Origin of the sequence: Bacillus sp. Root131, assembly GCF_001429475.1 — a bacterium.
GTDB classification, from domain to species: domain Bacteria; phylum Bacillota; class Bacilli; order Bacillales; family Bacillaceae_G; genus Bacillus_A; species Bacillus_A thuringiensis_S.
The window spans coordinates 1,970,181-1,996,769 of the sequence record NZ_LMJQ01000001.1 but is presented as its reverse complement, the minus strand read 5'-3'; the positions used below and the strand labels follow the sequence as shown (position 1 = coordinate 1,996,769).

Genomic DNA, 26,589 nt, shown 5'->3' with positions numbered 1-26,589 from the left:
GTTTTAATTTCACATCCTATTCAAGATTGTTTACAATCTACCTATAAAAACATAACGGAGGGATTTCTATGACAGACTTTCAAAAACAATTTTTCGTACGATTATATATAGAAGAAAAAGACACAGTTTCATTTGAAGATTTATCTAACATTATGTACGCAATGGCACAAACTGTTCCTTTTGAAAACTTAAATATTCTCGAAAAGAATTTTAAAGAAATATCAAAAGAAAATTTGAAAGAGAAAATTTTAGTAAATAACCGTGGCGGTCTTTGTTATGAACTCAATCCTACTATGTATTACTTCTTGAAAGATTCTGGATTCGATGTTCATCTCGTTTCAGGAACAGTTTATAACGCTACAAACTCCATATGGGCTGTTGATTCTGGCCATATTGCAACCGTTTTAACACATCATAATGAACTTTATTTAATTGAAGTAGGATTCGGATCATACTTACCTCTTGCCCCTGTCCCTTTCTCAGGTGAAGTCATTCACTCTGTTACAGGAGATTATCGTATTCGTAAAGAAATGACCGAAAAGGGAAACTACATTTTAGAGATGCGGAAAAACAATGAGTTCTTGGATCAATCTTCTGCTGATGATTGGACGTTAGGCTATGCATTTTATATAGAAGAAGTGGATGAAGAAAAAGCAAATACAGCACAAAAAATTATCGTTGAACATGAAGGATCACCCTTTAATAAACTACCTCTTATTGTAAAACTAACTGAAGATGGGCATGCCTCTTTAACGAAAGATAGCCTTACAGTAGCGAAAAATGGTAAAAAAACGAAAGAAACCGTTACAGACATGCAATTTACAAACCTTTTACATTCAAAATTTGGAATTACACTATAAGTATGTAAGCCTTGTTATTTTAGCAAGGCTTTTCAATTTTCAGCAGGGATTTTTTGCAATTTGTTGTATTTCATAGTTATATAGAAATATAACTACATGTTTAGAAAGGAAATGATTATGACAGAACTTAAAGATCGATTACAAGTAGCTGATATAGAAAAATGGGATTTAACAGACATTTACCATACAATTGAAGATTGGGAAAGTGATTTTCATAAAATTGAAGTATTAACGAAGGAATTACACGAGTTTAATGGCAATATTCACGATGGCAATAGTTTATTAGCTTATTTAACGAAGAGTGAAGAAATTTCTAGCATAATATCTTTAATGTTCGCTTATGCACGATTACAATCTGACCTTGATACACGCGATACTGACGCGCAATCTCTTGTCGATAAAGTATCACAATTACACGTGAAAGTAAGTGCAGCTAAATCTTTCTTTTCCCCCTTCTTACTTAGCATAGACGAAAGCACATTACATTCTTACATAGAAGAAACAGAAGGCTTACAATATTATAAAGAAGACTTATTTGAATTATATCGTTATAAAAAACACGTATTGAATAAGGACCAAGAAGCAATTTTATCACAGATGGGTGAAGCTCTTTCTTCTCCACAGCACACATTTGGTATGTTAAACAATGCAGATATATTATTTGGTGAAGTGACGACTGACGATGGAGAAAAAGTGAACTTAACACGCGGAATGTATGCAAAGTTAATAGAAGATACGAATCGTGAAAAGCGTAAAGAAGCTTATAAAGCATATTACAAACCATATGTTCAGTTAAAGAATTCCATCGCATCTACTTTATCCGCTGCTATTAAAAATAATGTTACCGTTTCGAAGCTAAGAAACTATCCATCAGCGCTAGAGAAATCATTATTTGGCGATATGGTTCCGAAAGAAGTATATGAAAACCTTATTGATACAACGAAAAAAAACATTCAAACATTACATACATACAATGAAATTCGAAAAGAAAAATTAAACGTAGATGAACTAAGACAATACGACTTAGGCATCGATTTAGTAGAAGGTGCAAAACAAGACATCCCATATAGTGAAGCATTTGACATTATGATTGCATCACTAGCTCCTTTAGGAGAAGAATATATTGAGACATTAAAAAGTTTTAAAGATAAACGATATATAGACGTAAGAGAAACACCAGGAAAACGTTCTGGTGCTTATAACTTTGGTGTATACGGTGTTCATCCTTTCATTCTTTTAAATCATCACGATGATTTAAATAGCCTGTTCACTCTTACTCATGAATGCGGGCACGGTATGCATACGCACTATTCACATGGATACCAACCAAGAATTTCTGCACATTATTCTATCTTTGTGGCAGAAGTCGCTTCTACAGTAAATGAAGTGTTATTAATTCACTATTTATTAAAAGAAGCAAAAGAAACGAACGTGCGTAACCATTTAGTTAACCATTTTATTGAGAAATTTAAAGGTACTTTCTTTACACAAATCATGTTTGCAGAATTTGAAAAAATCACACATGAAATGGCTGAGCAAGGTAAACCATTAAATGCCCAAGTCTTCAGTGAAATTTATGAAAAGCTATTTAAAGAATATAACGGTGATTCACTTGTATTTGATGAAGAAGTAAAATACGGATGGGCTAGAATCCCTCATTTCTATCGCCCGTTTTACGTATACAAATATGCAACTGGATTCGCATCTGCCATTCAAATCGCTGATAAACTATTAAGCGGCGATCCAAATGCTCAAAAACATTATATTGAATTCCTTAAAGGCGGAAGTTCTGACTATCCACTAAACTTATTGAAAAAAGCTGGTGTTGATTTAACTACGCCAGAACCGATTGAAAGTGCATTGAAACAATTCACTCAACTTGTTGAGGAGTTTTCAGCATTATAAAAAGCATGCAGAGTATATACTCTGCATGCTTTTTTCATTTCGGTTACTTTATGCTAAATGTTGCTGCGTCACACAGTGAATCATGCCACCATACGCAAACAGCTCATTTACATAAATGCCGACAATTCTTCTTCCCGGAAACTGCCCTTCAATAATTTGAAGCGCTAACTTGTCATGCTCATCGCCATATATAGGAACCAATACAACCTCATTTCCAATATAAAAGTTTAAATATGAGCCCTTACAATCTGCTTCTTTTACAGCTTTTCTTGTCACCGGTACTGGTATAAGCTGAAATGGTTTTCCATCTATATTTCTTGCTTGTCTCAATTCTTGATAATGCTTTTCGTACGCCTCCAAAAGGTAGGATTCACTCTCCCCGAAAGGATCATATTCATAAAGAATTGTATTTTCATTTACAAAACGTGCTGCGCCATCAATATGGTAATCCGTATCTTCATCATAATTATCCTCACCACGAATACCAGTTATCCATATAAAATTCGTTACCCCCAAATACTTCGTTAACTCCATTTCAATCTCTTCCTGACTTAGTGTAGGGTTTCGATTTTCATTTATAATAGAAGTTTTTGCCGCCATTAAGGTTCCATTTCCGTTTATCTCTATTCCTCCACCTTCTAGACAGACACTAGATTTAACTTTTGGAATACTATACATCTCACTTATTTTTGCCGGAATAACAGCATCATTTTCATACGGATATTTATCTCCCCAACCATTAAAAACCCAGTGTGTTAAGCAGAGATTGCCTTCCTTATCTTTTACAAAGATCGGTCCATTATCTCTTATCCACACATCATCCGTCTCTTGAACTAAGAAATCAATTTTATCCATATCCACTTTCGCTTCCATTAACTTCGATTGGACATGTACTTTTTCTTCCTCATCATATACAACAATATGCACAATTTCTCCGTAATGAAGCTCCTTTGCCATCGTTACCCAAATATCATCTAGCTTAGCTCTGTAACCTTCACCTCTATTAGCTTTATCATGAGGCCATTGCAGCCATGTACCTTCATGTTTCTCCCATTCCGCAGGCATATAAAACAAACTATTTTCTATATTTCTCATACGTGTTCACCCCTTATATGAATGTACGTACAGTCTATACTTTGACATCGTGTTAAGGTCAACAGGAATATCTTCATTTACTTGTAGCAACTTTATAAGGTGACTCTTTATTTCGCCTTTTTATTATGATAAATTGCTTTCGTACATAGAATAAGGATTGACATAATGTTAATGTCAATCCTTATTCTCATTCTATTTTCGTAACTAAAAAACAAATTTGTGTCACATACTCTTCTGCTAAACAATCACATTCAGGCCCCTTTATATAAACCTCATATGGCGAATTAACTATTACACACCCATTTTTTTCAACCCATTCTTCTAACGCTATATAAGCGTAACCAATATAGTCGTAACTTCCATAATGCATAGTAGTAACGATTTGATGTGGACTTAGTTTTTTCATTTCATACTCTTGTGCTACGTCTTCATCATTCCCCTGCATAACCGGGATTCTTAATTCAATATCACTGTTACTTGGAATATATTCTTCATCATAAAAGACTGCAGATGGTGAACCGACTATTTGAAAATTATTTTTTTGTACCTCTTCATATAAGTCATAAAAATAATCATCCATATCATCCATATCATCCATATCTATTTTTACTCTTTGAATAATTATCGTTACTTCATTCCTCATTCCCATTAATATATCGTAATTTCTATGACGAGCAGTATTTAGACTACTATTCACCTTTACCATTTCATTCATTTCTGAAATAACCTGTAAATTTTGCTTCACTTCCTGAGACAACTCGATAATTTGTGATTGTATATGTTGAACAAACGAATCTTGATCCGATGACTGCAAAACAATTTTAATTTTTGGAAGAGGAAATTTATACTCCCTTAGCTTTTTGATTTTCAACGCTACTTCCAGCTGTCCTTGTTCATAATACCTATACCCATTAACCGGATTCACATATGCCGGTTTTAATATCTCCTCTTTTTCATAATGTCTTAACATCCGCGTACTCATTTTACAAATCCGAGAAAACTCAGCGATGGTATACATATCAATACTCCTTGAATACATTTTCTTTTCATTACTTATTTATTAAAACCAATCAAAAATCTTCTTCATTGAAAAATCTTCATTCTGATTTTTCAATCTTCTTATTTTCGAAGGTAACAAATGACTTGGACAATACCACGTTAAACAATTCATCGCGCCTCCCATTGTTGATATTTCTCCTACATGAATTTGAATAACTTGTTTCTCCGTATACTGTTGAATATATCGTAAAACTTCCTCGTCTTTAGCTAGTCCAAACTTAGGAACATACAGAGCATCACATGATTCTAACATATTTATATACAATCCTTTTGCCGATGCTATCTCTTGATCATATTGTCCTTTCTCTGTATACGATGAAGGAACAACTATAAATGCAGCTTCTGGCATTTGTTCTTGAATAATCTCTTGAACACTATATCTAAATTCATGATCCCCTAAAAAATCACTAATAAACATTGTATGTTCATCAATAAATTTAACCATTCCGTCTGCGTGTGCTAGTACATCCCCTTCTTCAGCAGGAATAATAATAACTCGGCTCACATCTAAATCCCATTCTAACTGCTCAATAATTTCCTCTTCTGTCCAATCATCGTTATCATCAAATATGCGTTCTGTTAATATTACAGTATCTTTTTTATTCCAAATAAGATTACCACCATCTAATATTAATGGAGATTTTACATATTCAAAGTCATTCTTTTTCAACCATTTATTAAATTGTTGATCTAAATATCGCCCTTGATCATCTGGCAAATAATTTGGTCGATATTTAAATTTAACTAGATGATTTGTGGCAACCGGTGCAACATCTCTTAGCCAAATATCATCATACTCAAAACAGCTCGTATGAAAGTCTTGTTCTTCAACAGATAAAGATATAAGTTGATCTGCCATTGATTTCTTTTCATTTAAACATTCATTAAAGTAAATCAAGTCTTCATAAAATGGTTGATAATATTCATTCGATTCGTCTGGTATTGCAGTAAAAATAATCCCATTATGTTTTTGTTCCATATTATTTACCTCGCTTTTTAATAGTAGTTACATAACTGATTTCACAAAGCCAACTATTCCTCAATTCATTTCTCTTTTCATTACAACTCATGAACCGCGTATATTTCATGAATGGATTATAGCATGGAGAAATATTATATATTTATATAAAAAATATAAAGCTGACGTTAAGCCTTAAATTGACTCTTGACAAGTTTTTTAAATAACCTATTTTAAAACAACAATAAATGATTAAATGATTTTTTTATCACGATTCAAACCCATTACTTCTAATAGATCGTTTTGATTATATAAATTCACTAAATGCGCTTCTACTCCTATACAAATTCCTTCTAGCGGAAGATCATTTGGATCCTGACCAAAGGGATCTTCAATTTCAACCCCTATTGCTTCAATACCTATGAATGCAAAACTTATAAATGTAAACTATTTTGATTATTGTAATGAACCATATTTACAAAAACCTCTTTCTCTATTAACCTTTTATTCTTTTAAATCACGAAAGTATACAATTAAATAATAGAATCATAAACCCTATCATTATGAGGCTGGTTAAGATTATTTCTTTCAATACCGTTACTCCTTTTTTGCAAAAAGATAAAATATCTTATTTAATTCAACAACAAATGTTCACTATTCTAAATCCCGACGCATCATTTTAGAATTCGCAATGAACAACGCACTAATTAATACAAAGATTGCACAGGCATATAACAATAAATCTAACGGACTATCGTGATCTATAATGATGAGACGCACAATAGCTGTTATACCTATATATATAAAATATCGTAATGGAAAATGAAAATTCATTTGAAAATACTTTATAATCATTACGATGAATTCAAAGTACAAAAAGAATACGACGATACTATCAATTAAATGATAACTAGATTCATTACCATCCAATTTCAGTTCTTGTATAAACTGAATGACTTCTTTCATAAGAAATACACTTAGAACAACCCCTAAGCAAATTAAAGCTACATTTAAAATGTACTGTAAAACGATAGGGAAATACGAAAACACTATTTTAAAATTCTTTAACACAAACATTTTTCTCCTTTACCATATAAAACGAAAAGCGAACATACACTACAATTCAATTATCATTATATTTAATTTTTATTTTTACAAATAATAAGGAACGACAAAATAGGTAAAGATAAGATTTCACCTATTTTGTCTATATAGCAGCACAACGAAATTACAATTAATTACTTCAATGCAATTGGTTGTTGTTGTGTCACACAATGAATCATGCCACCATTTTTATAAAGCTCTCTCACATCAATGCCAACTACTTTACGATCCGGGTATAACTTCTGAATCGTATCGTTTGCGATTTTATCATTCGGATCATTATAATTAGGCACTAATACAACTGTATTCCCAATATAATAATTGATATACGATCCCTTATAATCGAGAGTTTTTCCATTTTCTAAAGCAACTTTTTCTTTACTAAGCGGCAAGTATTCATACTTATATTTCTGTCCTGAAGCATTTTTGGCATCTAACAATGTATTCATATCTTTATTAGATAAACCCCATTCGGCTAGGTCATCTTCTTTCATCGTTACAATGGTAGAGTTATTATGGAATTTAGCAAATCCATCAATATGAAAGTCCGTAATATCTAAATTAGGTACTCCGTCTAACAAAATAAAGTTTGATACCCCAAGGTCACTTATATATTTTTCAATTTCCTTTTCTGATAAATTAGGATTTCTATTTTTATTCGTTACTGCACTTCGAGTTAATAAAGCAGTTCCATTGCTGTCTAACTCAATTGCACCACCTTCAAGGACAAATTTCCCCCAATCAATTCTTTCAATTCCTGATTGTTTACTGACATTCTCTCGTATTCGAGCATCATTTTTGTAAGGCGTTTTCTTTCCCCATCCATTAAATGCCGGGTCTAATATTTTTAAATTTTTATTATTGTCATAAACAAAAATCGGTCCACTATCTCTTGCCCATACATCATCAGTAGGCGCGATAAAGAAATCAATCTTCTCCATATTTAACCCTTCATCTGTTAAAAGCTTATTGATTCTCTTCTTTTCTTCCTGGTCATATGCAACAATGTGGACTTTCTCTCCCTCAGTTAAAGCACTTGCCATCTTAACCCAAATAGGTTCAACTTCCTGCTTATACTCTTCACCATATGTGTATTCATGTGACCATTGCAGCCATGTACCTTCATGTTTATCTTTTTCATCTGGCATCGTATATTTCCCAGCATTTTTCTGTACCTCTACTTTTTCTCCTTCTTCCCCTTTAACATTTTCATTGTTACCCTCAAAAGAGCATCCACTAATAATCGTTGTAGATAATGTAGCTATTAAACAAAACTTTATTACTTTTTTCATTTTTTCAACCTCCTGTTCTTGTCTCCAATAATGTAAAGCTTCACATAGTGTGAAGCTCAAGCTTTTTTATCAATGTAAAAATTACCAATTATTCTTTACATTACTTAGCATTTAACTACCTATTTTGGTTTATTCAAATGCCAATCACCTTTCTTACCTATTTATCCCGCTATTTGTGGGCAGTAAGTAAAACTTTACAAAATAAAAAAATCGGTATTGATAATTACATATCAATACCGATTTTTTATAATTATTTTCCTTCTATTAAATCATTCGCCATTTTCCTAAATTCTTGATTAAATGCATCATTCATACCATTTTGGACGTTAGAAAATAATATGACAAACGTTCGTTTATCCCAGTTAAAATTATTAAAAGTGTTCCAGCCAGCTAATACACCGTGGTTATGATAATAATCTGGGTAAATATAGAAACTAAATCCATATTTTCTTGCAGGTGATGCAGAAAACATATCTGATACACTTTGTTTAGAAAGTAGTTTACCATCCATAATAGCTTCATCTAACTTTTTCATATCTTCAACAGTCGTATACATTTCACCACAACCATACAGCCAGTTCATTTTTAAGCGAGGCGTGGCTATTAACTTATTATCTTTTTTCGTATACCCTTCTGCTAAGAAAATATCCTCTGGAAGTGTTGCGCCCATTCCAGATTCATGCATTTCAACAGGAGTCAAAATATTTTCTTTCACATATTCAGCAAGTGGTTTATTCGATATTTTTTCTACAATATATGCAAGCACCATATAATTATAATCTGTATATTTCCATCCTGTCCCTGCTGGAAATTGTAACGTTTGTGCCCCAATCCACGTTACTAATTTTAACCGTGATGCTGCGTCAACACTACCTTGTCCCTGTTCTGGTAATCCAGACGTATGTGTTAACAAATTTCGTAACGTAATGTTTTTATCTGCCGGAAACGATGGGATATATTTATTTACATTGTCTTCAATGTTCAACTTCCCTTTTTCTTTTAGTTGCATAATAGATATTGCAACAACTGTTTTCGTAATAGACCCAATGCGATATTTCGTTCTTGGAGTTGTTAATACTTGATCTTTCACATTCGCATAACCGTACCCTTTTCGTAAAATGACATGATCTTTACTTGCTACAAGAACACTCCCATTAAATCCTTTATCTTTTAAGTACTGATCTAGTTTTCCAGCTGCAATTTCATAACGCTTTTTCGCATTCGCATCAACTTCCTGCTTAACATCTTTTTGCTTACTATTTACATTTAAAAATGCCTTTACATCATATTTTTTTCCTTTATTTTCATGTATTAGTGTAACAACACTTCCACAAAAAACAGCAAAAATAAAGAAAACGATTAACCATTTCTTTAACATACTAGGAACCCTCTTTTATCTAGTTTCACTTAACGTACATCCATTCTATTTTATATCTTTTAATTATCAAGTATATTATAATATTATTTAATATTCACTATGTTAAAACTAGATTCCTTTTTCTCATTTTCAATTTTGACTACTCTCTATTGTATTTCTTTCTAGCAAAATTTCCAACATACAATCGGATGCATTACACTATAATTTCAAATTCTTTTGTAACATTTGTTACATACTAAAAAGAATGGAGATGTAATATGAAAAACACCGATAAACGCAACCGTTTAGATGATAAGATGTTTCATTATCGGATAACAAAAAACAACATGGTATTAATTGAATATTACGGAAAACAAATTATGATATTAAAAGGAAATGATGCTGAAAAATTTTTAAATAAAATAAATCATGCAAATAACGATAAAGAAAAACAGCTAATTATGGCTAAAATTACAGGTAATTTCAAAAGAGGTAATGAACGAAATTGAAAACGAATCTCATTTACATTTTGATTATACAACAAATAAAAAAAGAAATGTCGCTCATTCAACATTTCTTTAGACTTTCTTCACAAAAAATTTACATTGCTAACATTCCTTTATTTTCTATAATTCCTATATAAGCTAACCGCTGAAATAGTTAGTAATACAACTATGCATAACCACGCATACGTATATCCCTTCTTATCTACAATATAACCAAATAAAGCAGGTGCAACAATAATGGAAATTTGATTTAATGTAAGTGCAAAACTCACTGTCATCCCTACCGATTCTTCACTTGCTGATTCTGCAACTTCAGTTATAAAAAGACTAAACCATCCAATCGAAAAGAACCCTAACAATGCACTTACACCATACAATACATTCGTTATTGTATGTATGCTCATTACTAATATTAGAATGAAGAGAATAGAAATACAAACAGTTATAAATAAAGGGGTGCGCCGATTTCCCTTATAAAACAAATCACTAGTAGCTGCTAATATAACCCTACCAACCATTCCAGAAAAGAACATAACGGAAAATACTTTTCCAGCTAAAATTGGCGTGATTGATTGTTCCAATACTAAAAATTTTATAAAGTGTGCAACTAACACCATTTGCAATGAAATCATACAAATGCCAGTTATATAAATTGCATACAACTCTTTTTTACACATCACTTCTTTTAACTGCATCCAAAAAGAAAGTTTAATACGTTCTTGTTTAACTTTCTCTTGAATATATGGTTCCTTATAAAATATAAAAACCCTCCAATTATACAAATGCATGCAATACTATTTACCGCATAAGCCATATTATATTTTATTGTAAGAAACGGGATCAATACTCCCGCTAACGTGCCACCAATCGGTATACCAGCTTGTCTAATCCCCATTGCTAACCCGCGATTTTCTTTTGGGAACCACTTTATTATCACCTTACTTCCTCCTGGCTGCGAAACACTATAAAACGTTCCTACTAATAAAAGTACAAAGAGTAACCCATTAAATTCATTGACCATATTAGTCAGTAAAAATGAACCTCCTAGTAAAAATGAGCTTATCGAAATTAACAACTTTTCATTGTATTGATCAAGTAGCCGCCCGACAAAAAGCATACAAAATAGCGGTCCTATATTTACAACACTTACTAGCAATCCACTCTCCGTATTCGTAAGTGCATATTCTTCTTTCCAAAATAATGCAAACGCTCCAACACCATACGTTATAAGTGTCGCTGTTGTTTGAGCAACTGTCGCAAAAATTAACATAACCCACTTATAAGTACTATTCACCCTTTCTTCCATTAACACAATAATCCCTCCATCCCCCTTTCATTGTATGAAAGTTCTGATATCATATAAAATAAAGATTTATTATGTAATCCATCAAAAAAAATGATACCTTTTATGGAGGGATGATACTTGGATATAAAAGATTTAACTGTATTTTACGAAGTTGCGAAAGAAAAAAACATATCTCACGCAGCGAAAAATTTAAACTATGTACAGTCTGGCGTAACAATGCGTATGAAACAACTAGAAAACGAATTAGGTGTGCCTTTATTTTACCGAAACGGAAAAGGTGTAACTTTAACTTCTAACGGTGAGATTTTATTAACATACGCCAAACAAATTATCCACTTAATAGATCAATCTGTTAAAGCAGTTCAAAGTAATGGGATCGAACCAAGAGGCACTTTAAAAATTGGATGTACAGAATCTACAACCGCTGTAAGACTTCCATCTATATTAACAGCCTATTATGAGAAATACCCAAAAGTCGAATTGATTTTAGAATCAAATACGACGGAACAATTGATTAGGCTTGTATTAGAACGAAAACTGGACGGAGCGTTTATAGCTGGCTCTACTCAGCATACTGAACTTCATACAAATATATTTCGTGAAGAAGAATTAGTTCTCATTAGCAAAAATCCTTTATCTTCCTTTAAAGACATCGGAGACATGAATTTACTTGCATTTAGTCGCGGGTGCTATTATAGAAATTTATTAGAAGATTGGCTTCAAGAAGAAGGAATTTCACCTAAGCGAGTATTAGAGTTCGGAACAATTGAGGCGATACTCGCATGTGTAAAATCAGGTATGGGCATAGCAATTATGATGAAGTCTATTTTAAATGATCATAAACATGACATATCATTCAACCCTTTACCAAATAGCTTCAAAAAAGTTCCTACTACTTTTATTACTAGAAAAGATATATATCACTCTGCTGCATTACAAAAATTTATGGAGATGACTCACAATGCGTGAAAAGAAAATACGTGGTATGAAACGAAAAACAAACACTTTAATAAAGCGAATTGAGGAACATACAAAAACGTTCCCTTCTATTTTCTATAACGATGAATATTGGAATATGCTATTGCCAGTTTCGCAAACTTTTATCGACTCTCGTAAAACACCTAGAAAAGTAAAGCGATTATGTATTCAAACCTTATTAAATCAAGCAAATCATTTAATAAATATGAAACCGAGCGATACACATACATATCGAGTTGTTGTTTTAATTTCTATAAATAATTTGTGGGGTTCGCAAATCATTATATTTAAAAATGAGGACTACTTTCATAATTTTTTTAATAGAAATAGTGAATTTCAAAAATGGATTCTTCTTTCAAATGAAATTGATTTTTGGGAGAAATTAGAAATTCCAGTTTGTCATTCCTTCGAAACGCTTCGCTTTCAAGAAATTATTTATGATGAAGATGAATGCTACGAAAAAGAGATTCTGTTTATCGGGGAGTTAAATTAAAAAGGGTGTACCTAAAACACTGGTATACCCTTTTTCACTTATTTCCCCTTCAATACACTATGTAATCGATCCGGATAATTTGTAAACATTCCTGTAGCACCCCATTTGATTAACAGTCTCATATCTGGTTTCTCATTAATTGTATAAGGATGAATTAACAGTCCATTTTTCCTAGCTATTTTCATATATGATTCATCAATAATTAGTTCTCCGTTATCATTACGTAAGTTTGGTCCAATACCAGCTGCATACTTTTTAATTTCTTGAAAATCATCATTCGTTACACTTTTCGGTTCATGTGTAATGCCAGACCATTCAACAATTTCATTGTTTTCATTTGAATAATACCAAAGCAATTGAACTAACGGAATATTTTCATTCATACTATGAATCTTTTTCAAACTATCTTTACTAAATGATTGAATCATAACACGGCTAGATGACATGTTTTGACCTACTAAATTATATTTATTTAACAATGCTAACAATTTCTCTTCCATTCCTGGATACACATCTGGTGATTTTGTTTCAATGTAATACTTCATGCTTCTTCCATACTTTTGGAAGATTTCTTCAAGAGTCGGAACTTTTTGCCCAACATACTCTTGCTTAGCCTTTTCTGGATACGCTTTATTAAACCACGTTCCTGCATCTAAACTCTTTATTTCGCTTAACGTTTTATCACGTACTTCGCCTGTTCCATTTGTAGTGCGATCAACTGCTGTATCATGCATTGCAATTAATTGGCCATCCTTTGTTAATTGAATATCTAACTCTAAATAATCCGCTTTCATTTTTTTCACTAAATCATAAGAAGCAAAAGTATGCTCAGGTGCATGTCCACTTGCTCCGCGATGTGCAATATTTAAAAACTTATTCGTATTCCATTCATGCTTCCCTTCTGCTTTCGCATGAACAGCTCCCCCAACAAAGATACTTCCCGTCATAAAGAAAATAACTAAAACGCTAATAATCTTTCTCATCCTTCTAACCCTTCCTACGTTGCAAATTTCAACAAGCTAATGAGATTTACACGAAATAGAAGACACACTTTCATTATTTTTATAGACCTATATTAAAATTCCAATCTTACAAATATACTTTATCTATATTATTAATATAGAAAACTAGTATTATCCTATTTAATTCCTATAGTCCTCCTTTTCATATGTAACTCTCTATTTTGTACGATTCATTCAATAAAAAAAGCCATAAATTATTTAGAATACACTCCTGTATCCCTAAATAAATTTATGGCTTTTCTCAAATATCTCCGGCCTCTATTAACTTGTCGAATTTAATCATACCAAACCTATTGAAATTTGTGAATATTTTTTTCAGTACAGTGAAGCACATAAAACAATATTTCTGTAGTTACTTAAAAATCACATAATAAATTTCTCATTACCTCTTCCAATACTATATCTGGATTTACTACCGTTTTTTCCGAACGCCATCCGATAAAGCCATCTGGTCTAATTAATACAGCACCTCCATTCTCTATACCATATAATTTGCTAAAAATATCTTCTGGAACAACAAAGTCTCCACTTAAGCCAACACGATACCCTTTTATATTTATTCCTAATTTAGCTGAAACAGCATGTGCTGCCTCAGCCCAAGAACTATTTTCTACTCCTGTAAGTAATACAAAACTGTTACCGAATAAGTCTAATGTAGAAACTTTCTTTCCTTCATACGTTCCCCATAAATGCGGTGCTCGTGTTCCAGGTCTCCCGTTCAACTCTATGCTATCCATTCTATGTGGAGTGACTGAATTATCTATAATTGCCTCTGAACAATACTGATATCCAACTGTAACAGCTAAAACATCCATATTATTCAAACTGCCTTCCTCTCTATTCGCAGCACGAAACAGTAAACTACTTGCATAAGCTGTCGTTAATTTTGCAACAGAGTGTCTCTCTTCATGATATGTTTCTAACAATTTTGGTTTTGCCTTCCCTTTTATAACAGCCGCTAATTTCCAAGCTAAGTTATGCGCATCTTGTATTCCTGTATTTGAACCAAATCCTCCTGTTGGCGGCATAATATGTGCTGAATCTCCAACTAAAAAGGTTCGATTTCCTTGAAATTTCACCGCTGTACTTTCGGCCGCTTCCCACGGTAAAACACTTAATATTTTTGATTCAACATTTGTACTTCCAATTGCTATTTGAATAATTTGTTTACAACGTTCTATAGTGAAGTCCTCTAGCCCCTCTCCTTTTAATGGATCGTAGGCTACATGATAAATCCATTTTTTTACGTTATCAACTGGGATAAGTGCACCAAGAACCTCCGGATGAAGTACCATCGAAAAACCGAATGCGTCTCCTTGTATAAACTCTCTTAAATCAGCTTCAAAATAAATATTCATATAATAGCCACCAATGGTTCCACGCCCCTCAGTTTTAATCCCTAACTGCTCACGTATTTTACTTTTCGCTCCATCCGCTGCAATTACATAGTCACAATGTATGACACTTTCTTTTTCTGTTTCACGATTTCGAATCTTTGCTTTTGCCCCGTTTTCATTTTGTTCAAATGAAACTAATTCATGATAAAAAGATAGTTGCCCGCCTAGCGTTTTTGCTTCTTGTAACATCATCTCTTCTAAAATAATTTGATAACATGCAGTTTGTTTTGATGGACTAATCTTTTCTATTTTTTGAAGTAACTCTTCATCGTTTCTGTATTGCGTCGCTCTCATTTGTTCCAATTCTTCTTTATTCGCCTCAGCTATTGTATGAACCGCTATTCTTCCTCGGCAGTTCTCTAATGCTTTACCTGCCAATTTAATTCTTTGTTCCAAGCCTAATTCTCGAAATAACTCCATTGTACGTAAAGTAAGACCGCCTGCTTTCGGATGAATGGCAGTAGACGGATGCCTTTCAATAAGTAAGTACTCAATGTTATGTTTTGCAAGAAATAACGCAGACGCTAACCCAGATAATCCCCCTCCAACAATTAAAACTGGTACATAATTCGATTTCATATATTTACCCTCCACATCATTGTTCTGAGCTCAGTGACATAAATATAATCAAAAAAAACATTAAAATATAGACTTATATTTCATTTTGAATTATCATATAGATAGATTACGCCCCAAAATCCCTTTTACCTTTTCATACAGATATAATCCACCTGAATTATATCTGTATGAAAGTGTAAAACAAAAGAACGTACTTTACGTTGAACTATGTTCTATCGTAAAAATCAAAAATAATAAAAACATTATAAACGGTCGTAACCTTATGGATTATACAAGGTTACGACCGCTTATTTTATTGTTACATCATTTTTTGTTTTTAAAACTTCATCTATTGTGTTATGTAGTCCTTCCAATCCCTTTTCTATCTCCCTATAATTTTCAAAAATAAAAAATTCATTCGTCTCGATTTTCTTTCCCAATATTGCACCTCATACAACAATCATGTAGCATTACCGTATCGAAGTAATGGTTCGTTATCTTAAACCTTTCGACTAATTAGCAGGAGGCAAAGTGATTGAAATGAATAAACAAGAACAATTAAATATTATAAAAAAAGATTTTATTGATTCTCAAAAAGTATTATTGGCAATTGGTGATGAAACACGTCAAGCTATTTTATTAGTGCTAATGGAAACGGAATGTCAAACAGGATTACGTGTAGGAGAAATCACGAAGCAAACACACCTTTCCCGTCCAGCAGTATCACATCACCTTAAGATTTTACGAGAAGCTGGCATTATTTTAATGAGAAAAGAAGGTACAAAGAATTTTTATTATATTGATATACGTACAAAATTAGGTTTATTAAAAAATCTTGTATTAGATATTGAGAAGCTATTGCAAAACTTTTATTAAAACTTGGAGGTATAAGAAATGAAAGCAATGATAATTGATAGATATGGAAAAGTCCCAATGCGTATGGCAGAGGTACCTACTCCTGAAATAAAAGAGTATGAGGTGCTCGCAGAAATTCATGCAGCTAGTATTAACCCAATTGATTTTAAAATACGCGACGGAAAAGTAAAAATGTTACTGAAATATGAAATGCCCCTAATCCTTGGTAATGACTTTGCCGGTGTCATCACGAAGGTTGGATCAAAAGTAACTCGTTTTAAAGTTGGTGATGCAATATATGCTCGTCCAAGAAAAAATAAGATTGGTACTTTCGCGGAGTATATAGCCATTCATGAAGATGATATAGCTTTAAAGCCGAAAAATTTAAGTTTTGAGGAAGCTGCTTCGATTCCACTTGTTGGCTTAACATCATATCAAGCATTACATGACATCATGCAATTACAAAAAGGACAAAAGATTTTAATTCACGCTGGATCCGGTGGTGTTGGTACTTTCGCAATTCAGTTAGCAAAAATAATGGGTGCTACTGTTACAACGACTGCTAGTGAAGCTGGTGCAAATTTAGTAACGTCTCTTGGCGCAGATGAAATTATTAATTACAAAACAGAAAAATTTGAAGATATACTAAAAAATTATGATGCGGTATTTGATACAATCGGCGGTGCAACGCTTGAAAAATCATTCAATATTATAAAAAGCAGAGGAAACATTGTTTCCGTTTCAGGTATGCCGAATGCACGCTTCGGTAAAGAATTTGGTTCAGGATTCTTTAAAACTCTCTTATTTTCATTAGCCAGCAAAAAACTTACTGCACTTGAAAAAAAGCATAATGCTCAATATTCATTTTTATTTATGAAGCCAAGCGGGGATCAATTACGTACTATTGCAAACTATATTGAAGCCGGAAAAATCAAACCGGTAATCGATCAAGTCTTCCCTTTTGAAGATGCGCAAAAAGCAATGGAATATTCAGAGTCTGGAAGAGCAAAAGGAAAAATAATTGTAAAAATTAAATAATAATAAAACCTCCATTTTCTTAAAATGGAGGTTTTAAATTTGCTGTTAAATAGACATAGTGCAATGAAGTCCTTACAATAGATTGCAAGGGGAAATATTATATTATACTTTTAGTTAACTTTACAAAGAATACATACGTACAAATACATAACTTAAAATACAAAAAGGAGGAGATACAATGACTAAAAATAATGAAACAGGTTGGAATTTAGATAATAGTTATACGACTTTACCACAATCATTTTATACAGAAATCCCCCCTACTCCCGTAAGTTCACCGGAGTTAGTTAAACTAAACCATTCATTAGCGATATCTCTTGGCTTGACCCCTGAAGAACTGAAAAAGGAAGCTGAAATTGCTATTTTCGCTGGTAATGCACTCCCAGAAGGAGCTCATCCATTAGCTCAAGCATATGCTGGCCATCAATTCGGACATTTTAATATGTTAGGCGACGGTCGTGCTCTTTTAATTGGCGAACAAATTACTCCTTCAGGTGAGCGTTTCGATATTCAACTGAAAGGTTCTGGCCCTACTCCCTATTCACGCCGAGGAGATGGCCGTGCTGCACTCGGTCCGATGCTACGTGAATATATCATTAGTGAGGCAATGTATGCACTTGATATTCCGACTACTCGCAGTTTAGCAGTTGTCACAACTGGTGAAGCAACATATCGTGAAACAAAGTTACCTGGAGCAATTTTAACTAGAGTAGCTAGTAGCCATATACGCGTCGGTACATTTCAATATGCTGCAGCTCGTGGTTCAATAGAGGACCTGAAATCACTAGCTGACTATACGATAAAAAGGCATTACCCAGAAATTGAAGCTCATGAAAACCGATATACTGCATTACTACAAGAAGTCATTAAAAGACAAGCCAGTCTTATCGCAAAATGGCAACTTGTTGGATTTATCCACGGTGTAATGAACACTGACAATATAACGATTAGTGGCGAAACAATTGATTACGGTCCTTGTGCATTTATGGACAATTACAATCAAGGAACCGTATTTAGCTCTATTGACACACAAGGTCGTTATGCATATGGAAATCAACCATATATGGCCGCATGGGACCTCGCTCGATTAGCAGAATCTTTAATACCAATTCTGCACGAAGATGAAGAAGAAGCATTAAAGATCGCCCAAGACGAAATTTCGAAATTTAGCGTACAGTATGAAAACCATTGGTTCCTTGGAATGAAAAAGAAATTAGGACTATTTAGTACCGAAGAACAAGATCAACCACTTATTGAGCAACTTTTAAAAATGATGGAGAAATATAAAGCAGATTATACAAATACATTCCGTTCATTAACTCTTGATGCTATTGAAAATACAGCTCTATTTGAAAGTCCTGAATATAAAGATTGGTACAAACTGTGGCAATCTCGATTAAAAAGACAAGAACAATCGAAAGAAAACGCCTACGAAATGATGAAAAATAATAACCCATCAATCATCCCAAGGAACCACCGTGTAGAAGAAGCACTAGAAGCAGCTGTTACAAATGACGACTATAGCGTAATGGAGAAACTTCTTGAAGCTTTATCAAACCCTTATGCGTATTCTACAGATCAAGAAGAATACTGCATTCCGCCTGCACCGACGAATCGCCCTTATCGTACTTTTTGTGGGACTTGATTAAAAATTTGTTTTTATTTTAACCCAAAATTTATTAAGTTAACTATTAATCACAAACTTAAAAGTTGCTTTCAATATTGAAAGCAACACATTTAGTATCCAACCTTAAACAAGTCACAAATTATAATTTGTGACTTGTTTAATTACCCACGTTCAATAGAAGATTTGTTTTGCAGGCATCGTTGTATCTTCAGAGACAGCATATGGATTTTCATTAGGTTTTATAATTATAAACATTCTACCATATCCACTGTGAGCTAATTTATTGCAAAGACCTTCTACCATAAAACCCCATAACTCCAGCTGCTATTCCCATTATAGATAATCCAAGTTTTTTCTTTATTTTAATGCTTCTTTTTCAAATATTCTCTTTTTTATTTCATAACTCATAAAAAAATACTTTTCTGCTTTTTCTATATTACCTACCTTATGAAACTCTAATGCCAGACTTTCGGTATATTCGTGAATATACTCCGATAAATTTTTTCTTTCAAAGTAAGAAAAACCTTCAAGAATAATTTTTTCTATTTTTTCTACCTCTAAATGCTGACAAAATCCCTTTAGAATTAAAAAGTGATATCTATATTCATCATTTTTTAATTCCTCACAAACCTTCAATCCACTTTCAATTAATTCCTTCGCTTTTTCTATTTCACCTAATTTATAATATTCTCTTGCCTCTAAAAAGATTGCCTTATAATGAGTAGGCATTTTTTTAGAAACCTCAGATAAGTGTCTAATTGCTAAAACTGAAAGATTTTGACTCGCATACAATAAACCTAAATTATGTCTGATTCTTAATACTAACATTTCAGCATCATTTTTTTGTAAAATGTTTATTGTTGAAGCAATATATTCCTCACCTTTATCATGCTGCTTTAATTCCGAAAAAGATAATCCTAATATATTTTCGCACAGCGCTATGTTCACTTCATACCCTGCTTGTTTAACAAAGATATCTCTTGCCTTTGAAGCGTATTCAATAGCTGAATATGCGTAATGCAAGTGGTATTTTAATATAGCAACTCTATAATTAAACTCTGCATATTCAATTTCATCTGAAATATGCTCTAATAACCCTTCAGCTTTTTCAAAATAGTTGCTAGCTTCACTATAATTAGTAAGAATTGTATAATGAATGGCTTTGAATAAATAATAATAATAATAATTAGAATATTCATCATTCGGTTTAGGCAATGCATCTATTTTATCAAAAGCTTTTTTCAAATTACCTAAACCATCTATTAGCACTTTATATCGAAATTCTAACAAATAATAGTGAAATGAAACCTTTACATCTGATTCGATAATATAAAGCTTTTTATCGATCTCTTCTTTTAATTTTTTTGCTTCACTTATACGTTGAGCTCTAATATCTCGATACCAATCATTCAGCATCTTATTAATTAATTCATTGCCAGTGATTTGTATATTCATCAAATCCACTCTCCTTCTTTTAATTATCATAAAAATAACATAATTCGATTATTTGTATCTATCTATATATATATTTCTCAACAATTGAACAAAATTCATTCACTGAATTTTGTTCAATATTTTAATAGACCCGCTTTAAATATGAATACTTTTTCTTATAACCTCTGAATATGAGTATCCTTAAAATCCGTCTCATATTTCAATCCATATCCAAACATTCGATCCATTCCAATATGTGCTGTCCATATTAAGCCAATCATTATAACGGTATCTATCTTAAAATAGACACCTATTAGAACAATTAATATGGATATGATATATGTGTGACATACATTATATATTTTCGCACCAACGTGATTATTAATCCCATATGCTAACATTGATAGATCCGGCGCTAAAAGGAATACAAAAAATATAATCCAACTAAACTCATATATCGAATACATATAAATCGCGGCTAAAAATACAACCATTCCTTCAAAATGTACAATACGTTTTTGCATTATTTATCATTCCTATTTTTCTATATTTATTAATACATTTTCATCGCTAAAAGTATTCTTTTCATTTTTTGCATTTTTTGACCAGATGGTTGCTAATATTGGCCCTGCAATGTTATGCCATACTGCTGCTAATACACTTGGGAGTGCAGCCGCCGGTCCAAAATGCGCTGTCGCCAGTGCAACACCTAAACCTGAATTTTGCATTCCTACTTCTATTGAAATAGCCCTTCTTGTCCCTTCGTCTAGTCCAAGTACGAACGCAGTTATATATCCGAGCAAAAAACCGAAAGCATTATGGAGCATCACCGCAATAAAGATAAGAAGTCCTGAAGAAGTAACGCTACTTACATTTGCTGAAACAACTGCAGAAACAATTATGATAATTGCTACAACTGATATTAAAGGAATAACAGTCATTCCTTTATTAACGATATGAGGGAAAAACTTTTTCACTACTAGTCCTAAAATAATAGGCACAATAATGACTTGTACGATAGAAAGAAACATGGACATAGCATTTACTGGCATCCATTGCCCTGCAAGTAATAGTAGAATGAGCGGTGTAGCAATTGGTGCTAGTAACGTTGATACTGAAGTCATTGCAATAGACAACGCTAAGTTCCCTTTTGCTAAATAAACCATAACATTTGATGCAGTGCCACCCGGTACTGAACCGAGCAACACTAACCCAGCTGCTAATTCCGCTGGCAGATTCATAACGTAGGCTAGTACGTATGCGACAAGTGGCATAATAATAAACTGAGCACATACACCGATAATAACTGCTAATGGTTTTGTAGCTATGATTTTGAAATCAACAGCCTTCAATGTTAATCCCATCCCAAACATGACAACCCCAAGTAAAATCGTTATGTAACTAGTTAACCCGAGAAATGGCGCGGGAATGAAATATGCAATAGCTGCAATACAAATAACCCAAAATGCAAAATACTTTCCAGCTATATTACTTATCGCTTCTAGTACTTTCACCCGATCAGCCCCTATCTTTTAATTGAAACACCTTATTCGGATTCAAAATATTTTGCAGATCAAGAGCTTTCTTTATTTTCTCCATTACACATAATGCCGCACCATGTTCTTCTTCTTGATACTTTCGTTTTCCGATTCCAACGCCATGTTCTCCTGTACATGTTCCTCCTCGTTTAAGAGCATACAGAACGATACTTTCGTTTATTTCGTCTGCCTTCTTTACTTCCTCTTTATCATTTGTGTCAATCATTAAGAGTACATGGAAATTCCCATCTCCAACATGACCTAGAATACCGCCAATAAGCCCTACTTTATCTAATACCTCTTTCGCATGTTGAATCGCGCCAGCTAATTCCGAAATTGGCACACATACGTCTGTACTCATTAGCTTTTTACCAGGATAACTATGCACGTAAGAGTACGCTAAGTTATGCCTTGCATCCCACAGTTTATTTCTTGCTGCTGTTTCCGTCTCAAACGCAATTTCTTTACATTTATGATCAAGAACGATTTCTTTCGTAAATTCAATATCTTGCTTTAACCCTGCTTCATTGCCGTGAAACTCTAAAAATAGTGTCGGTTCTTCTCTGTAACTTGTTTCATTGTAATGATTTACTTGTTTCATAGATAATTCATCAACGAGTTCAATTCTCGCGATTGGAATACCTGCTTGTAATATGTTAATTACAGCTTCTACTGCATCATTTATAGTTGGAAACGATGCCCTCGCAGCCATAACATGTTCTGGTATACCGTATACTTTTAAAGTTAACTCCGTGAAACATCCAAGTGTTCCTTCTGATCCTACGAAAATACCATTTAAATGATAACCTGATGATGACTTCGCCGCTAAATTCCCGGTATGTATTACCCCTCCATCCGCAAGAACGACTTCTAAATCTCGAACTTGATCACGCATTACACCATACTTTACTGCTGTCGTTCCGCTCGCGTTTGTAGCAGCCATTCCTCCTAACGTTGCATCAGCTCCTGGGTCTACACTAAAAAATAATCCATACTTTTTCAATTCTTTATTAAGCTGAGAGCGCGTCACCCCTGGCTGTACTCTCACAAGAAAATCCTTTTCTCTTATTTCAAGTATTTTGTTCATAAGAGAAAAGTCCATTGTAATTCCTTTTTCGTAAGGAATTACATGTCCCTCTAAACTGGACCCTACTCCAAATGGAACGACAGCTGTTCCGTGCTGAATCGCTATTTTCATTATCGCGCTAACTTCTTCGGTCGTTTTTGGAAAAACAACTACATCAGGTAAACTACTAGTATGATAAGATTCATCTTTACTATGTAACTCTCGTACTGTCATATTTATTACTACTCGATCTTCAGGAAGTATGCCTTTTAATTCATTTACTACATGTTCAATTGTTATTTCCATAATCAACTCTCCTTTTTAATTTTAAAACAAGTATACCATCTTTATACAAAATAATTAGAAAAATAAGATTATTAAACCTGAACATACAAAAAAGAACCTGCAGCACACGCTACAAGTTCTTTTTCACTACATTTTAAACGATTTCTTTATTAACAACATAAACCAAATTAAAGTAACTGCCATCAACGAATGAGAAAATCCTACAATATAAGTTAACCCTTTAAAGTCAGCTCCATTTAACTGAAGAAGCCCTCTCGCTGCTAGCGAACCTAACATTAATGTTAATGCAATGTTATGTAAAACAAACCACTTATTAAACCCTTGCACTTCATGAAACGCGAATACTTTTGCTAATCCTAAAGCAATTAAAAAGAAGAAAAAGCCAAGTACAAGTGTATGTGTATGCAAAAGATTTAACAAAGTAGATCCTAAAATCCCTTTATACTTACCATACTCCCTAGCGAAAATCCCTGATAATAAACCGATAATCAAATACGTAAACGATGCATTATATAATTTCTTCATTATGTACCTCCTTGAGTAGAATGTGTAGTGTGTCATATTTAGTAATAATGATAGTTATATAGTAAAAACTCCTAGTCACCTAGGAGTCATTGTATAAGCACCTCACTCTTTACAATCAATCCTAATTATAAAATATCTCTCTATACAAAACAAACGAACTTTATGTGAACAAACAAAGCCCCATTAAAATATGTTGCACTTTTGTTTTACACAATCCATACTAATTGTTATAACTTTTAAAGGTGGTGTAATCATTGATAGTTCTTAAAACAGAACGTCTTAACCTTCGTTGGTTTGATATAAAAGACGCTCCTTTTATTCTTGAGTTAGTAAACGATCCTGCATGGATTCAGTTTATCGGTGACAAAGGAGTTAGAAACTTAGAAGATGCAAAAAATTATATTGTAAACGGTCCCATCGATATGTATAACAAACTCGGATTTGGCCTTTACTTAGTAGAACGAAAAGAAGATCTCACTCCACTTGGTATGTGTGGCCTTATTAAAAGAGATTCATTAGAAGACGTTGATATCGGATTTGCCTTTTTAGAAACATTCCGTTCAAAAGGATATGGCTACGAGTCAGCTTCTGCAATAATCGAATACGGTGTACAAAAGCTCGGCATGAATCGAATTGTAGCAATTACTTCTATAGATAACATCGCCTCAGGAAAGCTTTTAGAAAAAGTAGGATTACGATTTGAGAAGATTATTTCAGGGTCTGGAGAAGATTTAAAATTATTTGGGTATAACGCATAGTAAAGAAGGTCGCCGTGAATGGCGACCTTCTTTACTATTGTAATAATATTTTCCTACACATTGAGATTGCTTGTTGTATAAGGAAGCCTTTCTTTTTTCCATGCAAGAAATCCTCCCTTTAAATTCACTACTTCCTTTATACCAGCTCTTTGTAAAATACTAGCTGCTATAGCGGAACGTAATCCGGTTCGACATTGCAAAACTATTGGACAATCTTTCGGTATATAATCTAGTTGTTCAAATAGATTACCTAAAGTGATATGTATTGCATCATGAAGGTGTCCTTCCTCCCACTCTTTTTTACTACGCACATCGATAACCTTAACGCTTCCACCTTTTATATGCGGATATAATTCAATCGATGTTTTTTCTTTGTAACTTTCAAATCTATCAAGTCTTTGTATTACTTTTAAGGGTGCAAAAGCAATAATATTATCTAACCCAATAGATTCAAATTCTCTAATAATTGCCTCCACTTTAACCTTTTCCTCATCTAGAATTATTAACGTTTCTGTTTTATAATCTAATAACCATCCACACCAAGTTGTGAAAGAATTGTTATAAGGTATGTTAATTGACTTCTCGATATGACCTGCAGCAAAACTCTCTACATCCCTTATATCAACTATTTGATGAACGCTCTTCAAAATTTCTTGAAGTTCTTCTACTGTATTAATAGCATTACTTTTTCTCTTCTTACGAATTGGCGGACCATACTTATTTAAATTCTTCATTAATGAAAAATACTTTGGAGGCTCTGGCTGTCCCGTCAATAAAGTTGATATAAAATCACTTTCTTCATTACACTGAAATGCCCAATTGAACATCTTTTCATAACCTAATGTAGAAGTTGGAATTGCTCCTAATGCTTTTCCACATGCGCTTCCCGCACCATGTGATGGCCATATTTGCAAATAATCAGGAAGTATTTTTATTTTTTGTATAGAATCAAATAATTGTTTCGCTCCTATTTTTGCAGTATCTTTCATACCGACTGCAGTTTCTAATAAATCCGGTCTTCCTATATCTCCTACAAATATAAAATCACCTGTGAATATCCCTATCGGTTTATCATTCGTATAATTATTTTGACTTGTATCAGTCACTAAAAAAGAAATACTTTCAGGCGTATGCCCTGGGGTGTGAATTACATTAAATTTTATATGACCTACTTTAAACTCTGTGCCCTCTCTAACCAATTTGTATCGACCTTCATTAAGATATTGATATTTCCAATCACAATCTCCTTCATCAGATACATATAAATTTGCATGATAAAGATTGGAAAGTTCTCTAGACCCAGAAAGAAAATCAGCATGAATATGAGTCTCAGCCGCAGCAATTACTTCCATTCCCTCTTTCTTAGCAAATTCTATATATTGTTCTATATAGCGACCTGGATCAATTACAATTGCTACGCCTTCCTTCTGACAACCGACTAAATAGGAAGCATGTGCTAATTTTTCATCATAAAAATATTTTAAAAGCATAGCTATTCCCTCCAAATAGGTATTTCAAATTGCTTTTCAATTTTTATAACCACTTTCTATCT

25 protein-coding genes and 2 pseudogenes are annotated in these 26,589 nt (G+C 33.1%); 9 read left to right on the top strand and 18 right to left on the bottom strand.

The genetic code is table 11. The features are described 5' to 3' along the window. The first annotated feature begins 68 nt into the window (after positions 1-68). Together ASE54_RS10000 and pepF are read left to right on the top strand one after the other, a co-directional pair. Positions 69-860 (top strand): arylamine N-acetyltransferase, encoded by a 792-nt coding sequence (locus ASE54_RS10000; protein WP_000129232.1) that lies wholly within the window; start codon positions 69-71, stop codon positions 858-860. Between the two features lie 117 nt (positions 861-977). Then, the gene (pepF, locus tag ASE54_RS09995) at positions 978-2,765 is read left to right on the top strand and encodes an oligoendopeptidase F (RefSeq protein WP_000137532.1); all 1,788 of its coding nucleotides are present in this window, start codon (positions 978-980) and stop codon (positions 2,763-2,765) included. Positions 2,766-2,813: 48 nt separating this feature from the next. Here the strand turns inward: pepF and ASE54_RS09990 are convergent, their stop codons facing one another. The 7 genes and pseudogenes from ASE54_RS09990 to ASE54_RS09965 all read right to left on the bottom strand — a co-directional run bounded on the left by ASE54_RS09990 (position 2,814) and on the right by ASE54_RS09965 (position 9,651). Further along, on the bottom strand, positions 2,814-3,860 hold the full coding sequence (locus tag ASE54_RS09990; RefSeq protein ID WP_001244192.1) for an agmatine deiminase family protein: 1,047 nt from the start codon (positions 3,858-3,860) through the stop codon (positions 2,814-2,816). A 187-nt stretch (positions 3,861-4,047) separates the two neighbouring features. Continuing rightward, entirely contained in the window at positions 4,048-4,878 is an 831-nt protein-coding gene (locus ASE54_RS09985) for a MerR family transcriptional regulator (protein ID WP_000287989.1), read from the bottom strand. Positions 4,879-4,920: 42 nt separating this feature from the next. After that, a complete protein-coding gene (locus ASE54_RS09980; protein ID WP_000435525.1) occupies positions 4,921-5,898 on the bottom strand; it encodes an agmatine deiminase family protein in 978 nt (325 codons plus the stop codon). A gap of 231 nt (positions 5,899-6,129) precedes the next feature. Continuing rightward, a pseudogene (locus ASE54_RS33910) lies at positions 6,130-6,321 on the bottom strand (bestrophin family ion channel); the annotation flags it as partial. A gap of 210 nt (positions 6,322-6,531) precedes the next feature. Then, a complete protein-coding gene (gene psiE, locus ASE54_RS09975) occupies positions 6,532-6,948 on the bottom strand; it encodes a phosphate-starvation-inducible protein PsiE (protein ID WP_000916570.1) in 417 nt (138 codons plus the stop codon). A 167-nt stretch (positions 6,949-7,115) separates the two neighbouring features. Continuing rightward, a complete protein-coding gene (locus tag ASE54_RS09970; RefSeq protein WP_000755770.1) occupies positions 7,116-8,273 on the bottom strand; it encodes an agmatine deiminase family protein in 1,158 nt (385 codons plus the stop codon). Between the two features lie 250 nt (positions 8,274-8,523). Continuing rightward, positions 8,524-9,651, bottom strand: a complete 1,128-nt coding sequence (locus tag ASE54_RS09965; RefSeq protein ID WP_000915208.1) for a serine hydrolase domain-containing protein — start codon at positions 9,649-9,651, stop codon at positions 8,524-8,526. Between the two features lie 257 nt (positions 9,652-9,908). Between ASE54_RS09965 and ASE54_RS09960 the strand changes: the two genes are divergently transcribed. Beyond that, on the top strand, positions 9,909-10,139 hold the full coding sequence (locus tag ASE54_RS09960; protein ID WP_000798793.1) for a hypothetical protein: 231 nt from the start codon (positions 9,909-9,911) through the stop codon (positions 10,137-10,139). A 110-nt stretch (positions 10,140-10,249) separates the two neighbouring features. Here ASE54_RS09960 and ASE54_RS09955 read toward each other — a convergent pair. Beyond that, positions 10,250-11,448, bottom strand: a pseudogene (locus tag ASE54_RS09955) (MFS transporter). A 111-nt stretch (positions 11,449-11,559) separates the two neighbouring features. Here ASE54_RS09955 and ASE54_RS09950 point away from each other — a divergent pair. Together ASE54_RS09950 and ASE54_RS09945 are read left to right on the top strand one after the other, a co-directional pair. Next, positions 11,560-12,411 (top strand): LysR family transcriptional regulator, encoded by an 852-nt coding sequence (locus ASE54_RS09950; RefSeq protein WP_000351677.1) that lies wholly within the window; start codon positions 11,560-11,562, stop codon positions 12,409-12,411. Beyond that, the gene (locus ASE54_RS09945) at positions 12,404-12,913 is read left to right on the top strand and encodes a DUF3916 domain-containing protein (protein WP_001208325.1); all 510 of its coding nucleotides are present in this window, start codon (positions 12,404-12,406) and stop codon (positions 12,911-12,913) included. The genes ASE54_RS09950 and ASE54_RS09945 overlap by 8 nt, the downstream gene beginning before the upstream one ends. Positions 12,914-12,951: 38 nt before the next feature. Here ASE54_RS09945 and ASE54_RS09940 read toward each other — a convergent pair whose 3' ends face one another. The 3 genes from ASE54_RS09940 to ASE54_RS37375 form a co-directional block, all read right to left on the bottom strand. Next, positions 12,952-13,896 (bottom strand): glycerophosphodiester phosphodiesterase, encoded by a 945-nt coding sequence (locus ASE54_RS09940; RefSeq protein WP_001226362.1) that lies wholly within the window; start codon positions 13,894-13,896, stop codon positions 12,952-12,954. Positions 13,897-14,291: 395 nt separating this feature from the next. Further along, entirely contained in the window at positions 14,292-15,911 is a 1,620-nt protein-coding gene (locus ASE54_RS09935) for an FAD-dependent oxidoreductase (protein ID WP_000841683.1), read from the bottom strand. A gap of 287 nt (positions 15,912-16,198) precedes the next feature. Then, positions 16,199-16,330 (bottom strand): hypothetical protein, encoded by a 132-nt coding sequence (locus tag ASE54_RS37375; RefSeq protein WP_000516656.1) that lies wholly within the window; start codon positions 16,328-16,330, stop codon positions 16,199-16,201. Positions 16,331-16,421: 91 nt separating this feature from the next. Here ASE54_RS37375 and ASE54_RS09925 point away from each other — a divergent pair, with 91 nt between their 5' ends. From ASE54_RS09925 to ASE54_RS09915, 3 genes are all read left to right on the top strand, one after another. Beyond that, positions 16,422-16,766 (top strand): metalloregulator ArsR/SmtB family transcription factor, encoded by a 345-nt coding sequence (locus ASE54_RS09925; RefSeq protein WP_000571870.1) that lies wholly within the window; start codon positions 16,422-16,424, stop codon positions 16,764-16,766. 18 nt (positions 16,767-16,784) lie between these two features. Next, positions 16,785-17,783, top strand: a complete 999-nt coding sequence (locus ASE54_RS09920) for an NADP-dependent oxidoreductase (protein WP_000646431.1) — start codon at positions 16,785-16,787, stop codon at positions 17,781-17,783. A gap of 178 nt (positions 17,784-17,961) precedes the next feature. Next, positions 17,962-19,428, top strand: coding sequence for a protein adenylyltransferase SelO (locus tag ASE54_RS09915; RefSeq protein ID WP_000164912.1), 1,467 nt, complete (start codon positions 17,962-17,964; stop codon positions 19,426-19,428). A 153-nt stretch (positions 19,429-19,581) separates the two neighbouring features. Here ASE54_RS09915 and ASE54_RS37370 read toward each other — a convergent pair whose 3' ends face one another. The 6 genes from ASE54_RS37370 to ASE54_RS09890 all read right to left on the bottom strand — a co-directional run bounded on the left by ASE54_RS37370 (position 19,582) and on the right by ASE54_RS09890 (position 24,279). Continuing rightward, positions 19,582-19,713 carry a hypothetical protein gene (locus tag ASE54_RS37370; protein WP_000229165.1) on the bottom strand — a complete coding sequence of 44 codons (132 nt, stop codon included), beginning with the start codon at positions 19,711-19,713 and terminating at the stop codon, positions 19,582-19,584. 54 nt (positions 19,714-19,767) lie between these two features. Beyond that, entirely contained in the window at positions 19,768-20,865 is a 1,098-nt protein-coding gene (locus tag ASE54_RS09910) for a hypothetical protein (RefSeq protein ID WP_001025502.1), read from the bottom strand. Between the two features lie 155 nt (positions 20,866-21,020). Beyond that, a complete protein-coding gene (locus ASE54_RS09905; protein ID WP_001172057.1) occupies positions 21,021-21,368 on the bottom strand; it encodes a DUF4260 domain-containing protein in 348 nt (115 codons plus the stop codon). A gap of 12 nt (positions 21,369-21,380) precedes the next feature. After that, entirely contained in the window at positions 21,381-22,358 is a 978-nt protein-coding gene (locus ASE54_RS09900) for a bile acid:sodium symporter family protein (protein WP_000865817.1), read from the bottom strand. A 4-nt stretch (positions 22,359-22,362) separates the two neighbouring features. Continuing rightward, complete coding sequence (locus tag ASE54_RS09895) at positions 22,363-23,754, bottom strand: FAD-linked oxidase C-terminal domain-containing protein (protein WP_000406575.1); 1,392 nt, start codon at positions 23,752-23,754, stop codon at positions 22,363-22,365. 126 nt (positions 23,755-23,880) lie between these two features. Further along, positions 23,881-24,279, bottom strand: coding sequence for a DUF2871 family protein (locus tag ASE54_RS09890; protein WP_000737896.1), 399 nt, complete (start codon positions 24,277-24,279; stop codon positions 23,881-23,883). Between the two features lie 254 nt (positions 24,280-24,533). Here ASE54_RS09890 and ASE54_RS09885 point away from each other — a divergent pair, with 254 nt between their 5' ends. Then, entirely contained in the window at positions 24,534-25,037 is a 504-nt protein-coding gene (locus ASE54_RS09885; protein ID WP_000636433.1) for a GNAT family N-acetyltransferase, read from the top strand. A gap of 53 nt (positions 25,038-25,090) precedes the next feature. On the opposite strand, the gene ASE54_RS09880 is transcribed toward ASE54_RS09885, so the two are convergent. Further along, positions 25,091-26,527 carry an MBL fold metallo-hydrolase gene (locus tag ASE54_RS09880; protein ID WP_000925301.1) on the bottom strand — a complete coding sequence of 479 codons (1,437 nt, stop codon included), beginning with the start codon at positions 26,525-26,527 and terminating at the stop codon, positions 25,091-25,093. Positions 26,528-26,589: the final 62 nt, after the last annotated feature.